Annotated in this window: 16 protein-coding genes; 10 read left to right on the top strand and 6 right to left on the bottom strand. The window is 64.7% G+C overall.

The window, feature by feature from the left end; all coding sequences use genetic code 11:
- Positions 1-153: 153 nt before the first annotated feature.
- The 3 genes from AABQ55_RS18935 to AABQ55_RS18925 are packed head-to-tail and all read left to right on the top strand — an operon-like array spanning position 154 to position 2,724.
- A complete protein-coding gene (locus AABQ55_RS18935) occupies positions 154-654 on the top strand; it encodes a GNAT family N-acetyltransferase (RefSeq protein ID WP_272806115.1) in 501 nt (166 codons plus the stop codon).
- 31 nt (positions 655-685) lie between these two features.
- Positions 686-1,096, top strand: coding sequence for a thiol-disulfide oxidoreductase DCC family protein (locus AABQ55_RS18930; protein ID WP_272806114.1), 411 nt, complete (start codon positions 686-688; stop codon positions 1,094-1,096).
- Positions 1,093-2,724: an SDR family oxidoreductase gene (locus tag AABQ55_RS18925; protein ID WP_272806113.1), complete on the top strand. Its 1,632-nt coding sequence runs from the start codon at positions 1,093-1,095 to the stop codon at positions 2,722-2,724. Before AABQ55_RS18930 ends, AABQ55_RS18925 begins: the two co-directional genes overlap by 4 nt.
- Positions 2,725-2,776: 52 nt before the next feature.
- On the opposite strand, the gene AABQ55_RS18920 is transcribed toward AABQ55_RS18925, so the two are convergent.
- From AABQ55_RS18920 to AABQ55_RS18895, 6 genes are all read right to left on the bottom strand, one after another.
- On the bottom strand, positions 2,777-4,102 hold the full coding sequence (locus AABQ55_RS18920) for an aspartate aminotransferase family protein (RefSeq protein ID WP_272806112.1): 1,326 nt from the start codon (positions 4,100-4,102) through the stop codon (positions 2,777-2,779).
- Positions 4,103-4,289: 187 nt separating this feature from the next.
- Entirely contained in the window at positions 4,290-4,628 is a 339-nt protein-coding gene (locus AABQ55_RS18915) for an ArsR/SmtB family transcription factor (protein WP_244767077.1), read from the bottom strand.
- Positions 4,629-4,808: 180 nt separating this feature from the next.
- Positions 4,809-5,573 (bottom strand): HugZ family pyridoxamine 5'-phosphate oxidase, encoded by a 765-nt coding sequence (locus tag AABQ55_RS18910; RefSeq protein ID WP_272806111.1) that lies wholly within the window; start codon positions 5,571-5,573, stop codon positions 4,809-4,811.
- A gap of 78 nt (positions 5,574-5,651) precedes the next feature.
- On the bottom strand, positions 5,652-6,692 hold the full coding sequence (choV, locus tag AABQ55_RS18905) for a choline ABC transporter ATP-binding protein (protein WP_244767075.1): 1,041 nt from the start codon (positions 6,690-6,692) through the stop codon (positions 5,652-5,654).
- On the bottom strand, positions 6,689-7,561 hold the full coding sequence (gene choW, locus AABQ55_RS18900; protein WP_244767074.1) for a choline ABC transporter permease subunit: 873 nt from the start codon (positions 7,559-7,561) through the stop codon (positions 6,689-6,691). The genes choV and choW overlap by 4 nt, the downstream gene beginning before the upstream one ends.
- A 264-nt stretch (positions 7,562-7,825) precedes the next feature.
- Positions 7,826-8,785 carry a choline ABC transporter substrate-binding protein gene (locus AABQ55_RS18895; protein WP_244767073.1) on the bottom strand — a complete coding sequence of 320 codons (960 nt, stop codon included), beginning with the start codon at positions 8,783-8,785 and terminating at the stop codon, positions 7,826-7,828.
- 229 nt (positions 8,786-9,014) lie between these two features.
- Here AABQ55_RS18895 and AABQ55_RS18890 point away from each other — a divergent pair, with 229 nt between their 5' ends.
- The 7 genes from AABQ55_RS18890 to AABQ55_RS18860 all read left to right on the top strand — a co-directional run bounded on the left by AABQ55_RS18890 (position 9,015) and on the right by AABQ55_RS18860 (position 15,399).
- Positions 9,015-9,602, top strand: a complete 588-nt coding sequence (locus AABQ55_RS18890) for a thymidine kinase (RefSeq protein ID WP_272806110.1) — start codon at positions 9,015-9,017, stop codon at positions 9,600-9,602.
- A gap of 28 nt (positions 9,603-9,630) precedes the next feature.
- The gene (locus AABQ55_RS18885; protein WP_244767071.1) at positions 9,631-10,008 is read left to right on the top strand and encodes a c-type cytochrome; all 378 of its coding nucleotides are present in this window, start codon (positions 9,631-9,633) and stop codon (positions 10,006-10,008) included.
- Positions 10,009-10,179: 171 nt separating this feature from the next.
- Complete coding sequence (locus tag AABQ55_RS18880) at positions 10,180-11,268, top strand: hypothetical protein (protein ID WP_244767070.1); 1,089 nt, start codon at positions 10,180-10,182, stop codon at positions 11,266-11,268.
- Between the two features lie 187 nt (positions 11,269-11,455).
- The gene (locus AABQ55_RS18875) at positions 11,456-12,604 is read left to right on the top strand and encodes a hypothetical protein (RefSeq protein WP_244767069.1); all 1,149 of its coding nucleotides are present in this window, start codon (positions 11,456-11,458) and stop codon (positions 12,602-12,604) included.
- Positions 12,605-12,765: 161 nt separating this feature from the next.
- Positions 12,766-14,676: an AAA family ATPase gene (locus AABQ55_RS18870; protein ID WP_272806109.1), complete on the top strand. Its 1,911-nt coding sequence runs from the start codon at positions 12,766-12,768 to the stop codon at positions 14,674-14,676.
- Positions 14,677-14,730: 54 nt separating this feature from the next.
- A complete protein-coding gene (locus tag AABQ55_RS18865) occupies positions 14,731-14,979 on the top strand; it encodes a type II toxin-antitoxin system RelE family toxin (RefSeq protein ID WP_272806108.1) in 249 nt (82 codons plus the stop codon).
- Positions 14,980-14,991: 12 nt separating this feature from the next.
- A complete protein-coding gene (locus AABQ55_RS18860) occupies positions 14,992-15,399 on the top strand; it encodes a helix-turn-helix domain-containing protein (RefSeq protein ID WP_280530988.1) in 408 nt (135 codons plus the stop codon).

Below are 15,399 nucleotides of genomic sequence, written 5' to 3'. Positions count from 1 at the left end.
TTAAGGTTTCTGGCGCGCAGAATAGCCCTCAAACGGGCCGGACTTGCAAGGCCCATCCGGCCACGGTTAAAGCATGCCGTGCGAAAGAACGCAGCGGACTTGCGACAATGGCATGCACTGAAAGATCGCGGCGTGCCATTCAGGGAGAAGCGGATGCAGCCGGCATGGACCACGAGGACACCGGGACCGTCGGAGATCGCGGCGCTGGCGCAGCTCTGGTTTGACGGATGGCAGGATGCGCATGCGGCGGTGCTTCCAGCGGCGCTTGCCAGCCTGCGCACGCGGCAGAGTTTTGCCGATCGCCTGTCGGCCATGCTGGCGGATGTGCGCGTGATCGGCGATCCGGACGCACCGCTCGGCTTCTGCGCCATCCGGCATGACGAGCTCGACCAGCTTTTCGTGGCGCCGGCAGGGCGCGGCAGGGGCGTTGCCGCCGCGCTCGTGGCGGATGCCGAAGGACGCCTTGCCGCCCGTGGCGTGGCGACCGCCTGGCTCGCCTGCGCGATCGGCAACCACCGCGCCGCCCGCTTCTACGAGAAATGCGGCTGGCACCTTGCCGCGACCGTCGTCCACCGGCTGGACACGACGGAGGGGGCTTTCGATCTGGAGGTCTGGCGCTATGAAAAGCGGCTTTCTCCGGCGGTTGCGGATTGATGGCGCATCGCCGCCATCCTATGTTGAGGACATGACCCGGAACGACGCGGCAGGCCCGATCATCGTCTTCGATGCGGAGTGCATTCTCTGCTCGGCCAATGCGCAATTCGTGCTCCGGCACGATCGCGCCCGGCGGTTCCGTCTTGCCTCCATGCAGAATGCGGTCGGCGCAGCGCTCTATCGCCGCTTCGGCATCGATCCGGCCGATCCCGAATCGATGATCGTCGTGGATGGCGACCGGCTGCTCAAGGACAGTGATGCGGTGCTGGCGATCTATGCCGGGCTCGGCTGGCCGTGGAAGGCGCTGTCCGCGCTGCGGTTCATCCCGCGCTTCCTGCGCGATCCCGCCTATCGCTGGCTGGCGCGCAACCGCTACCGGGTGTTCGGGCGACGGGACGCGTGCTGGATCCCCGCGCCGGAGGATGCGGACCGGGTGTTGTGAAGCGGGTCATCGTTCTCGGCGGATATGGCGGTTTCGGCGCCCGGCTGTCCCGGCTGTCCCGGCGGCTGGCGGCGGATGGCTGGGCGGTGCTGGTCGCGGGCCGCGACAGGGCAGCGGCGGCGCGGCTCGCCGAAGGCTTGCCCAATGCAGCGGCGCTTGCCGTCGATCGCAACGGCGATCTCGGCCCCGTGCTCGAGGCGCATCGTCCCTTCCTGCTGATCGATGCGGCCGGACCCTTTCAGGGCAGCGGCTACCATGTTGCGGAAGCCTGCATCGCGCGCGGGGTGCATTATGTCGACCTTGCGGATGCGCGGGACTTCGTCTGCGGCGTCGGACGGCTGGATGCGGCGGCGCGGGCGGCCGGAGTCGTGGTGGTCTCGGGCGGCTCCAGCGTGCCGGCGCTTTCGGGCGCGGTCATTGCCGAGCTGGCACGGGACATGGAGCGGGTGTGCTCGGTCGAGATGTCGATCAGCGCCTCGAACCGCGCGACGGCCGGCGCTTCCGTGGCGGCCGCGATCCTCAGCTATGTCGGAAAGCCGGTGCGCCTCTGGCGCGGCGGGCGCTGGCGGCAGGAGACGGGCTGGCACCGGTTGCGCCGGCAGGACTACGCTGTTGCCGGCCGGCCGCCCATCCGGCGGCTGGTGGCGCTTGCGGATGTGCCGGATCACGATATCGTTCCGGCGGCGCTGCCCGGCCGGCCGGCGAGCATTTTCCGCGCGGGACCGGAATTCTCCTTTCAGCTGCTGACGCTCTGGCTCTTGAGCTGGCCGGTGAAATGGGGATGGCCGGGCTCGCTTTCGCCCTTCGCTCGATGGCTGCTGCCGCTGCAGAAGCTGAGCGCCCGTTTCGGCACGGATCGTTCCGCCATGGTGATCGAGGTGAAGGGATTTTTCGAGGGGGCGCCGGTCCTCCGCCGCTGGACGCTGATCGCGGAAAATGGCGACGGCCCGGAGATCCCGACGATCGCCGCCCATGTCGCGGCCGATGCCATCGCGGCGGGACGCCTTGCGCCGGGCGCGCGACCGGCGGCGGGCGAGATGAGCCTTGCGCAATTCGCTCCCCACTTCGAAAGGCTCGCCCTCCATCGGGCGATCGAGAGCCTGCCCTATGTGCCGCTTTACCGCCGTGTCATCGGTGCGGTCTACGGCACGATGCCGCAGCCGGTGCGGGACATGCACGACCTTGTCGGCGATGCCGGGGCCGCGGGCTGGGGACGCGTGCGGCGGGGACGGTCGCGTCTGGCGCGGCTTGTCTGTGCCGTCATGCGCTTTCCGCCGGAGGGCGAGCACGACCTGCACGTTTCCTTCGAGGAGAGGGATGGCGTCGAGTGCTGGACGCGGGATTTTTCCGGCCATGTCTTTTCAAGCGAACTCAGCCAGAGCGGCGCACGCCTTGTCGAGCGGTTCGGGCCGATGCGCTTTTCCTTCGACCTGCCGGTGGATGCCTCCGGCCTGGCGATGGTGATGCGTGGATGGTCCGTCTTCGGCCTTCCGATGCCGCTGGCGCTGGCGCCGCGCAGCACGGCGCGCGAATGGGCCGAAGGCGAGGATTTCTGCTTCGACGTGCCGATCGGGCTGCCGGTCATCGGCGAGGTCGTGCACTATTCCGGACGGCTGCGGCGGCTCTGACGCGAACGGAAATGGCGGCCGAAGCCGCCATACCGCCGCCGGATCGTCCGGATCAGATGTTGTTCTGCAGCACCTCGCGCAGCTTGCCGAACAGTTCGTCGATCTCGCGCTTCTCGATGATGAGCGGCGGGGAGAGCGCGATGATGTCGCCCGTCGTGCGGATGAGAAGGCCCTTCTCATAGGCCTTGAGGAAGGCATTGAAGGCCCGCTTGGTCGGTTCGCCGGCGATGGAGGCGAGCTCGACGGCGCCGATCAGGCCGACATTCCGGATGTCGATGACGTTCGGGCAATCCTTCAGCGAATGCAGGCCTTCCTCCCAATAGGAGGCGAGTTCCGTGGCACGGGTCAGGAGACCCTCTTCCTTGTAGGTGTCGAGCGTGCCGAGCGCGGCGGCGCAGGCGATCGGGTTGCCGGAATAGGTGTAGCCGTGGAAGAACTCGATCATGTGCTCCGGGCCGTTCATGAAGGCGTCATGGATCTCGGAGGTCACGAAGACGGCGCCCATCGGGATCACGCCGTTGGTGAGGCCCTTCGCGGTGGTGATGATATCGGGCTTCACGTCGAAATACTGCGCGGCGAAGGGTGCGCCGAGGCGGCCGAAGCCGGTGATGACCTCGTCGAAGATCAGCAGGATGCCGTGCTGCGTGCAGATCTCGCGCAGCTTCTGGAGGTAGCCCTTCGGCGGGATGAGCACGCCCGTGGAGCCGGCGACCGGCTCGACGATGACCGCGGCGATGGTGGAGGCGTCATGCAGGGTGATGATGCGCTGCAATTCGCTGGCGATGTCGCCGCCGTGTTCCGGCTCGCCGCGCGAGAAGGCGTTCCTGTCGGGGAAATGGGTGTGCGGCATGTGGTCGACGCCCGTCAGCAGCGTGCCGAACATCTTGCGGTTGGCGACGATGCCGCCGACGGAGATGCCGCCGAAATTGACGCCGTGATAGCCGCGCTCGCGGCCGATCAGGCGGAAGCGCGCGCCGTCGCCCTTGGCGCGGTGATAGGCGAGCGCCACCTTCAGCGCGGTCTCGACCGATTCGGAGCCGGAATTGGTGTAGAGGACATGGTCCATGCCCTCGGGCGCGATGTCGACGAGGCGGTTGGCGAGCTCGAAGGCCTTCGGATGGCCGAGCTGGAAGGCGGGCGCATAGTCCAGCTCGCCGGCCTGTTCGCGGATCGCCTCGGTGATCTTCGGGCGACAATGGCCGGCATTGACGCACCAAAGGCCCGCCGTGCCGTCGAGCACCTGGCGGCCGTCATGGGTGGTGTAATACATGTCCTTGGCGCCGACGAAGAGGCGCGGTTCCTTCTTGAACTGCCGGTTTGCCGTGAACGGCATCCAGAAGGCACGCAGGTCGTTGGGGGTGTTGAGGCGGTTGGACATGCGGTCTCTCCGTGATCCTTGAAATGCTGGGCCTTTAATGCGGGGGCCGTCCCGGCGGGCACTGCGGATGGAATTTTTACCCGCTGGTCAAAGTATCAAGGCGCCCGGGGCCGTCAAGCGGATGATTCCATGCAAAACGCCCCGGATTCCGGCCGGGGCGTCGCGATCGGGATAGGCGGGGAGGCGATCAGGCGATGCGAAGCTTCTTTTCCGACGCCCCGTTGCCGGGGGCTCTGTAGATGCGCTCAAGCGCGTCGAGAATGGTCAGCACGGCATCGGACTTGCTGGAATAATAGATGGTCTGGGCATCGCGGCGCGTGGTGACGAGATTCTGCGCCCGCAGCTTCGACAGGTGCTGCGATAGGGCCGACTGGCTGAGACCGACCTGGTTTGCGAGGGCGCCGACGGCGATTTCGCCTTCGACCAGGACCTTCAGGATGAGCAGGCGCTTCGGGTTGGCCATGGCGGACAGAAAGTCGGATGCAACCTCGGCCTGCGCGTGCTCTGCGTCTGAAATCTTGTCCATCTGAAACTCCTTTGGGCGTTTCCGCTTCAAATTAAGTAATTTTTTGAATCCGCTTGTTAGCATATAAACAAAATACCCCTCATCAAGTGCCAGAAATGGGGGTATCCTGCACGTATAGCGATAGGCGCCTTCCCTATCGAAAAAGGCGCGGCAAGCGGATTTCGCGCAAATGCAGACGGTTCAGCCCGCCGCCCTTGCTTCCCGAAGCAAACGCGCAAGCTCCCCGCGAAGTTCCGTGGCCTGATCAAGTTCGCGTGAAAATTCCAGCCGCTTCAGTTTGTCGCCGCTGGCAAGGTCGATGCCTGCGGCGTCGAGCCCCACGATGATCCAGTCGCCGTCCTGCGCGCCGCAATAGTGGCGGGCATAGATGCCGGCCGCTTCCGCATGGTCGCTGTTCATGTGCTCGACGGCGCCGGTTTCCATCTCGGCAAGCGCGCCGCGGGCCGGGGAGCGAATCATGAGGTCGTCCGCCGTCAGAACGAAGGCCTTGCCGAAGCCGCCGTTGAGATGGGCGCGCAGCGGCACGAGGCGGAAGAAGGCGAAATCGGGGAAATCGACATAGAGTTTCGCCTTTGGGTGGCGGCGGACGAAGCGTTCGCGCAGCGCGGCATGCGCGGCGCTGTCGCGGGCCACTTCCTCCGCCTCGCAGAGCACCGTCAGGCGGGGATGGGCGAGGGGATCGCCCTTGCCGGGTTCGCCCGCCAGCAGCGAGGCGCGCGGGTCGCGCCGGAGCGCCTGGGTGTGGACGGAAAGGGCGGAGACGAGGATGACCGGCGTGCCGTCCGTGTCGGTGCCCGTCAGCGTGCGGCTGGCGAAGGGCGCGCCGCTTTCCGGCTCGATGACGGCAAGCGCGCAGCTCCGGGCGGAGCGCAGCAGCGTGCGGGCGAGGCGCCGCGCGTCATCATCGGTTTCGCGCAGGACGCTCGGCCTGTCCTTCTCGGTCATGGTCTTGCTCCCGTCCTTCCATGAAAAAGCAGCGCCCGTTGCGGGCGCTGCTCTATCTAATCCGTTCGGGGCGAACCGTCACCCCCGCCGGCGGTGCCGCGTCAATCCGTTCACGATATCCTGCGCGTTGATCGTGCCGACGACCGTGCCGTTGTCGACGACGCCGACATTGCCCGGCGTGCGGGCCATGGCGTCGAGGATGTCGACGAGCGGGGTCTGCGGTGCCGCGGTCGCCGTCACGCCGCCATTGCTTGAAGCGCCGTGCTGCATCACGTCGCCGGCCGTCAGCATGTTGATCGGGTTCATGTTCTGCACGAAGTCCGCGACATACTGGTTGGCCGGGTTCTTGACGATCTCCTGCGGCGTGCCGCACTGGATGATGCGCCCGCCTTCCATGATGGCGATGCGGTTGCCGATGCGGAAGGCCTCGTCGAGGTCGTGGCTGACGAAGAGGATGGTCTTCTTCAGCCGACGCTGGAACTCCAGCAGCTCGTCCTGCAGGCGCGTGCGGATCAGCGGGTCGAGCGCGGAGAACGGCTCGTCCATGAGCAGGATCGGCGCGCCGGTGGCGAAGGCGCGGGCAAGGCCGACGCGCTGCTGCATGCCGCCCGACAGCTCGTTCACCTTGCGGTCCGCCCATTTGGCGAGGTTGACGAGCTCGAGCTGTTCGGCGACGCGCGCCTTGCGCTCGCGATCCGGCACGCCGGCAAGCTCCAGGCCGAAGCCGACATTGTCGGCAACGCTGCGCCAGGGCAGCAGCGCGAACTGCTGGAACACCATCGAGACCGTGTGCATGCGGAAATCGCGCAGCGCCTTGGGCGTTGCCGTATAGGGGTTCACCGAACCGCTTGCGGCCTTTACCTGCACGTCGCCGCGCACCACGGGGGCAAGCCCGTTGACGGCGCGCAGCAGCGTCGACTTGCCGGAGCCCGAAAGGCCCATCAGCACGAGGATCTCGCCCTCCGTGATCGACAGCGTGGCATCGGCCACGCCGAGCACCAGGCCGGTCTCCGCGCCGATCTCGTCGCGGGTCTTGCCCGCATCGACCATGGCGAGGGCCTTCTGCGGGCTGTCGCCGAAGATGATGGAGACATTCTTGAAGACGACGGTTTCGGTCATTTGGCGTCTCCCTCATCGGCGGCGCGGAAGAGACGGTCGAGGATGATCGCGAGGATCACGATGCACAGGCCCGCCTCGAAGCCCATGGAGATGTTCACGGTGTTGAGCGCGCGCACCACGGGAACGCCGAGGCCCTTGGCGCCGACGAGCGCGGCGATGACCACCATCGACAGGGAGAGCATGATGGTCTGGGTGAGGCCCGCCATGATCTGCGGCGTCGCATAGGGCAGCTCGACCTTGCGCAGCACCTGGCCGGGCGTCGCGCCGAAGGCCTGCGCGGCCTCCACCAGCGAAGGCGGCGTCGAGATGATGCCGAGGCGGGTGAGGCGGATCGGGGCGGGGATGGCGAAGATCACCGTGGCGATGAGGCCCGGCACCATGCCGAGGCCGAAGAGGATCAGCGCCGGGATGAGATAGACGAAGGTCGGGATCGTCTGCATGAGATCGAGGATCGGCCGGAGGATCGAATAGAACCACGGCCGGCGCGCGGCGGCGATGCCGAGCGGCACGCCGACGACCATGCTGACGCCGGTCGCCGCCAGCACGAGCGCCAGCGTCTCCGTCGTCTCCTTCCAGTAGCCCTGGTTCACGATGAGCAGGAGGCCGAGGAAGGTGAAGGCGGCGACGCCGATCGAGCGGCGGAACCACCAGCTGAGACCCGTCACGAGCACGATGAGGAACAGCGCATAGCCGAACCTGCCGCCGGCGCTGGAGAACGGACCCTGCAGCAGGAAGAGCACGGCGTCGATGCCGGCCTGCAGGAAGACCTTCAGGAAGTCGAACAGTCCCTTGCCGTTGGTCGTCAGCCAGTTGACGACTTCCTTGGCGATCGGGCCGATCGGAATTTTGGAGACGGTGAGCCAATCCACGGCAGCAAGCCTTAGTCTGGAGGTTGACGATGCAACGACTATCGGCGGGAAGTAAGGGCGGGAAAGTTTCCTTCTCGCCCACAGAGCGCTGACAAAGTTCCGAAAACCTCTCCGCCGTCATGCTCGGGCTTGACCCGAGCATCCATCGCCGTCGTGGTATGTGGATCCTCGGCTCAAGGCCGAGGATGACGGCAGCGGGAGAGGTGAGGTCTGTCAACAACCTGAGGAGGGGGGAGGTCTCCTCCCCGCTCCCCTTCTTCCCTGTTAGAGACCGAGTGCCGTTTTCGCGGCCGGCAGGGCCTCGCCGCTGCCGTCCTTGGTCGTGACGCCGGCAAGCCACGGCTCGACGGCGGCCGGGTTGGCCTTCAGCCAGTCGGTGGCGGCCGTTTCCGGATCCTGGCCGTCGTTCAGGATCTTGCCCATGATCTGGTTTTCCATTTCCAGCGTGAACTTGAGGTTCTGCAGGAACTTGCCGACATTCGGGCATTCGGCGACATAACCCTGGCGCACGTTCGTGTAGACCGTCGCGCCGCCGAAATCCGGACCGAAGACGTCGTCGCCGCCGGTGAGATAAGTCAGCTTGAAGTTGGCGTTCATCGGGTGCGGCTCCCAGCCGAGGAAGACGACCGGGGTGCCTTCCTGCTCGGCGCGGGCGACTTCGGCCAGCATGCCCTGCTCGGAGGATTCGACCACTTCGAAGCCCGACAGATCGAACTTGTTGTTGGTGACCATGTCGATGATCAGGCGGTTGCCGTCATTGCCCGGCTCGATGCCGTAGATCTTGGCGCCGAGCGCATCCTTCTGCTTGGCGATGTCGGCGAAGTCCTTGATGCCGAGTTCGGCGCCCTTGGCATTGGTCGCGAGCGTGTATTTCGCGCCCTCCAGGTTCTCGCGCACGGTCTCGACCGAGCCGTCCTCGCGGAACGGCTTGATGTCGGCTTCCATGGTGGGCATCCAGTTTCCGAGGAAGACATCGATGTCCTTGTTCTTCAGCGATGTATAGGTCACCGGAACGGACAGGACCGTCACCTCGGTCTCGTAGCCGAGGCTCTTCAGCAGAACGGTCGCGGTGGCGGTCGTGGCGGTGATGTCCGTCCAGCCCACGTCCGAGAAGCGAACCTTGCCACAGCTTTCGGCTTCGGCGGCCGAGACGTTGGCGGCGCCAAGCGCGAGGACGGAGACGGCTGCGGCAAGAAGGGTCTTGAATGGCGATGCAGACTTCATTTTATTGCTCCCCTTATAACTGATGGTTTAGCCAATCATCAAAACGATATGCTTTCAAGCATCTTGGCGTAGCCGGAAGCCCCTGAAACGTCCAATAAATTTCGGACCTGTTCGCAATTTTGCACATGGATGTCGCAGAAGGCGGGCCGCGCGGTTTTCTGTGGTTTTCCGGCCTTTTCGACTGGAAAATCGCGCCCTGCCGGGCCATGAGGCGGGGACGGAGAAAATCATGGCTAAGCTCTATTTCAGTTACGCGACGATGAACGCGGGAAAGTCGACGCTGCTCCTGCAGGCGTCCTACAACTACCGCGAACGCGGCATGCGCACGGCGATCCTGATCGCCTCCTTCGACGATCGCGCGGGCCAGGGCCGCATCTCCTCGCGCATCGGCCTGACCTCGGAAGCCATCGCCTTCGACCATGCCGACGACCTCTACAAGCATGTCGAGGAACTGAATGGCGACGGCGGCGGCGAGATCGCCTGCGTCTTCGTCGACGAGGCTCAGTTCCTCTCCGAGGAGCAGGTCTGGCAGCTCGCCCGCGTCGCCGACCGGCTGCACATCCCCGTCATGGCCTACGGCCTGCGCACCGATTTCCAGGGCAAGCTCTTTCCCGGCTCGCAAGCGCTGCTCGCCATCGCCGACGAGCTGCGCGAGGTGCGCACCATCTGCCATTGCGGCCGCAAGGCGACGATGGTCGTCCGGCTCGGCGCCGACGGCAAGGTGGCGCGGGAAGGCGCGCAGGTGGAAATCGGCGGCAATGACAAGTACGTTTCCTATTGCCGCCGCCACTGGGACGACATCATGAACGCCGATTGACGGCCGTCGGGCGGCGAGGGGACAAATGATGAAACGACTTCCTGCCGCCGCCGCCGCGTTCCTCTGTCTCGCCGCCCCCGCCCTGGCGGAGGGCGACGCCGTCGCGGGAAAGACGGTCTTCAAGAAATGCGCGCCCTGCCATTCGACCGAGCCGGTCAACCGCGTCGGGCCGACGCTCGCCGGCATCGTCGGCCGGCCGGTCGCCTCCGTCGGCGACTACCGCTATTCCGCCGCCATGACGGCCTTCGCCGAGGGCGGCAAGATGTGGAACGAGGCCTTGATCGCCGAGTATCTGATGTCGCCCAAGGCCATGGTGCCGGGCACCGCCATGGCCTTTGCGGGACTGAGGAAGATCGAGGATATCGCCAACCTCATCGCCTATCTGAAAGCGCCGGCGGGCCATTAGCCGCCACCGAAATTTTCGGCACCGCTCTTGTGGGCGGTCCGTGCCGTCCCACATCTTGTTCGGTAGAGGCGGCGGGCAGGTTCCTATCTGCCTGAAATCGTATAGTGTTGCCGCGATGGAATAAATCGGGCGGCGCAGACGTCTGCCGTGGAGAGTTTCAAGGGGACAAGCATGGCCACACTTCAGAACTTCGATGCGGAAATCGAGAAGACTCGCAGCGTCGTCAACCAGATGCGCAGCAAGCTGGAGCAGTCGAGCACCGTGCTCGACCAGTTCGCCAAGGCGGACACCAAGCTCGGCGATGTCAATTTCGACATCGAGAACGCCCGCATCCAGGACGTCATCGCCCAGCAGCGCGTGATGGAAGGCAATATCGCCGACCTCATTATCGGCCTCGAAGATGCGACGAACATCTTCGGCACCGAATTCGAGAGCATGAAGAGCTATACGGGCTACGAGAAGTTCATCGGCATCTTCTCCAAGCAGAAGATGCAGCGCATGCGCACCGACCGCGTGCGCAACATGTCGCTCGCCGGCAACCTGCAGGAACTTCTCTCCAAGTCCGACACGATCGTCGGCATCCTGAAGGAGCAGAAGTCGATCCTCGACCAGCGCTACAAGACCTCCGAGGCGAGCCTCGTGCAGGTGATCGAGCGGCGCAAGGGCACGATGACCAATCTCGAGGCCACCCAGAAGCGCATCGAGGAACTGAACCCGCTGCTGATGGATCTCGAGAACCGCATCGCCGCTTCGACGGACCAGAAGACCCGCACGGACCTTGAAGGCGAGCGCTCGGCGCTGGCGACGGAATACAACCAGATGCAGGCGAAGGAGCAGGAGCTGCTTGCCGAGAGCCAGACGCTGGAACGCTACACCTCGATGTTCCAGACCTTCGTCGATTCGCTCAACAACCAGATCGCCGCGCAGAACACGCTGATCAACAAGCTGACCATCGATACCGAGCAGCGCATCGTGCTCTACAAGGCGCTGGAGGATTCGTTGAAGACCGCCGCGCAGCAGGATGTGGCGCACAAGATCAACACGCTCGGCTCGCAGGTCGACACGGCCGCGGAAGAGACCATGGCCGGCATCGGCTCGGCCGCCCAGCGCCATATCGGCGATCTCCTCGAAATGCACGAGAAGAACATGCTGGCGACACAGGACATCCAGCGCCGCAAGAAGCTCGCCGACGACGCCTTCGCCCGGCGCTTCCAGGCTGTCATGGACAAGCACAACACCGCGAACTACGTGAAGCAGTGATGGTCGCAGGCATGCCATTGCCCCTCGCCCTAACCCTCTCCCCGCAAGCGGGGAGAGGGGACTTGCCCCACGAATGGGTATTGGCTGAGGAAACCAGCGCGGCATATCTCCTTCGCCCCGTTCACGGGGAGAAGGTGGCCGGCAGGCCGGATGAGGGGCAGTCTTGGAGTGCCAGTGAGGATGCGCCATGAACGCCCCCGCCGACAGCGCCGTCGCACAATATTTCTCCACCATCCGCGCCGCCCTCGGCGGCCTTGAGATCTTCCTTGCCGACCGCAACTCGCCGCTCTACCGCAACAGCGTGGTGGGCGAGATCGTCGTGCCCTACCTTGCCCGGCTGAAGGCCTCCTTCGCCTGCTGGGAGAACCGCATCGGCTTCGTCCAGCAGTTCCGCGTCTCACGCGCCGAGAGCGGCTTTCCGGTGTTCCAGAACGTGCTGGAACTGGAGAACGACCGGCAGAGCGCGGAAAAGCGGCTTGCCGCGATCCCGAATGCCGACCAGCTGCGCGGCGAGATGGCGGATTTCATCCTGCGTCACAAGGCGTTCCCGGGCGATCTCCAGGCGCGCATGGCCGAGCGGCTCTACCTGGAGCAGATCGGCAAGGGCGACATCTTCTCGCCCTTCGTGCTGCCGGAGACGATCCGCGTCGCCGTCAACCCGAAGACCATGCGGCCCTATTACGTCGTGTGCTGGGGCGCCTTCGACGGCACGGCGACGTTGCCGATGGTCTACATGGCGACGATCGAGGATTCGAGCGAGAACGTCATCAAGATGCTGGTGACGAAGGACGGCAAGCTCAATCCGGAGGTGGACATCCCGCTGCCGGTCGGCGGCCTGCTCAATCCCGAGCTCGCCAGCCGCTTCGACGATTTCGCGCTGAAGAACAGCGCCTATTCGCTTACCCCCGCGACGATCGCCACCAATCTCGACCGGGATTTTCCGACGCTGCATCCCAAGCAGCTGCGCCGCATCGTGCTGGGGCCGTTCTATTCGGCCGGCATCACCGAGAACAATGAGCGGGTCAACGAGATCCTTTCCAAGGTGCGGAAGCCGGAAAACGCCTGGCTGCTGACCTGGACCGTGCAGGAGGTCTTCTCCAAGGCCGAGCGCCCGGCGAAGAAGGGTTTCTGGAGTTCCACCCCGGCGCAGGAGGAGTTCCATATCGAGACCGACGATCTCGAGGCCGCCCGCATGGGCGTCAGCGCCTATGAGAAACACGCGCTGGTGCCGCACGATGCCTATCAGGCGCTCTATGCCGCGGGCGAGACCGCCGGCATTTTCGGCGCCTACAAGGTGCATGTGATCTCGGGAAACCAGGTGATCAGCGAAGGGTGAACATCCGCCCGGCCAGGCGGGCGCCGATCCGCCGGCCGCTTTCACGCTCCACCCGTCGCGTTCTCGCGGATGCTTCGGGGAGACCGGCGGCAAACCGCTCCTGACGGAGCCCAAATCCCTCGGTGGCTTTTGCCGCCGAGCCATCAGAAGGACTGAGACCGATGAGCCTCAATGCCGGACTGACGACGATCCACGAAGACGATATCGCCAAGCACCAGGCGACGGCGCAGAGCCTCGTCACCAAACTCGTCATCCTCGAAAGCGACGACGGCAGGCAGGGCACCGCGCTTGCCGGCACCGGCCGGCGTTTTGTGTCGACGGTCTCGACCGCCGGCGCGCGGCGCACGCGCGAGGTGGAACTGGCAAGGACCATCCAGTCCGTGCGCGCCGCCGACCCGCTGCTCTCGCCGCAGCAGCATGCCGTGCTCTTCCGCTCCCGCCGTGGTCTTCAGGTCGCCCTGGCGGTGACGGATGCCTTTTCCCGCCAGACCAATCTCGAAGGCCTGCAATCGCGCAATCTCGCCTCGCCCCTGGCGGGTGACGAGGCGAACCAGTTCAAGGCGCTGCTTTCCGCCTCCGCCTATATCGCCGCCTTCACCTTCGCCGCCTATCTCGGCGCGACGCTGCCGGGCGAGGGCGAACCGGTGGAGGACGGCGGCGAGCCGGACTATCTCTTCGACACGCTGCAGGACGCGCTGAAGAGCATGGTCGCCGGCCTCGACCGGACGATTGCCGGCGCGCCGGACGATGCGGCGCTCGTTTCCCGCGCCCGGGCCTTCGCTCGCGTCGCCATCGAGGGGCTGATCAGCCGCCGCGCCCGCTTCACCGGCCTTGCCGGCTTCGAGAATGCCCATATCCGCATCGAGCAGGACGATTTCACCCTCTCCGGCTTCGACGTCGCGCCCGGCCAGAAGCGCAAGCCGCTCACGATGACCTTCAAGAAGCCGGAAGAGATCATCGGCAACCACATCGCCAAATACCAGGCGATGAAGCTCGCCAAGATGCTCGTCGCCTATGATTTCGAGCGCCAGCTCAACCCCTTCGTTGAACTCGGGGGCTTCCTCTTCACCTTCATCGGCGACGGTATGCCGGGCACCGGCAAGACGATCCTCATCCAAATGCTCGCCGGCCTCGTCAACGACTACTGCCAGACCGCCGGCTACGCCTTCCACTATGAGAATTTCGGCGTCGACCAGATTTCCTCCTACCAGGGCAAATCCGGCCAGAACTGCAAGGAATTCGTCAACAACGTCATCAACCCGAAGGCGATCGGCTTCGGCACGATCGACGACGTCGATCAGGTCGCCGCGAAACGTTCGGACGACCGGGCCTCGGCCGGCCAGCACGAGGTGACCGCGGTGCTGATGGAAAGCTTTGCCGGTGCCTCGACCGTGGTGCGCGGCAACTGCACCTTCGGCATGTTCTCCAACTATCCGGAAAATGTCGACGATGCGCTGCGCCAGCGCGCCGGCGCCCGCTGGCTGGTCGACGGACCGCAGACCGAGGACGACTATATCGACATCTTCGCCATGCTGGTCGGCAAGAACCACTCGATCCCACTCGGCGCGCACACGCTCTTCGAGGGCCAGGAGATCAAGCGTGCCGTCTCCACCTCCTACGGACAACATGCAAAACCACAGGAAGAGGGCCTTCTCGCCGTCTGGGAGATGCACGAGAAGGAGCACGGCGCCATCAAGTCGCTCGCCGATGTCGGCGCCTATCTCCATCGCATCAAGATCGCCGAGCCCCGCTTCACCGGCCGCGCCATCAAGAACATCACCGACGCGATTAAGATGCGCGCCATGGACGTGGACCTGCCGGACGACTGGTTCGCCACTGCCGGCGCCTTCATGCACAAGGGCTACGACGAGAAAAAGGCGATGATCGAGGAACTGCGCGGCCCGATCACCATGGAAATGGTCCTCCAGGAGATCAACCGCTACGCCGACAGCGAATTCCGTTACACGGACAAATCCGACGACGCGGCGGTTTCCGACATCATCCGCCGCGAACGCCAGCGCGAGAAGGCGATCCGCGAGATCGAGACGATGAAGGCGGAGGGACGGTGGTAAAAATTAGCTGTTAGCGAATTTTATTGCCTGTTTCCCGGGTGAGGTTTAGTGTCCATGAAACAGGTCGTCTTTCATGCACCGGCTTTAAGGACGCTGGCCCGGATACCGAGAAACGAAGCCGACAAGATCAGACGGAAGATTTACCAATATGCTGCCGATCCTGCAGCGCAGAAAGCAAATGTCAAAAAGCTGCAGGGACGTGCGGGCTTTAGATTGCGGGTCGGTAACTGGCGTGTGATCTTCGATGCAAATGGCGACGTTCTTGATGTGCTTGAAGTCGATAGCCGCGGAAGCATCTACTGAAGGAAGCGGGCGATGAACAAGGTGACCAGATTTACCACGCCGGGCGGCGAAGAGATGGTCGTGCTCGCGCGGGCCGAATACGAGGCGCTCGTCGAGATGGCGGAAATGCTGGAGGACGTCGCCGCCTACGACGAAGCCAAACGGCGCATCGCGGAGGGCGACGATCTCAAGGTTCCGTCCGAATTCGTCGACCGGCTGATCGACGGAGAGAGCCCGATCCGCGTCTGGCGCGATTTCCGCGGCATGACAAGCAAGGACCTGGCGAAGGCCATCGGCATCAGCGCGGCCTATCTTTCCGAGATCGAAACCGGCAAGAAGGAGGGCAGCATTTCGGTTTTCAGGAGCATTGCCAAGGCCTTGCGTGTTGATCTCGATGATCTTTTCTGGGGTGAAGACAATAAAAGGCCGGTAAGCGAGTGA

This window comes from Shinella sp. WSD5-1, from assembly GCF_963942435.1.
Taxonomy (GTDB): domain Bacteria; phylum Pseudomonadota; class Alphaproteobacteria; order Rhizobiales; family Rhizobiaceae; genus Shinella; species Shinella yambaruensis.
The sequence above is the reverse complement of the archived record's forward strand: the minus strand, read 5'-3'. Positions and strand labels throughout refer to the sequence as shown.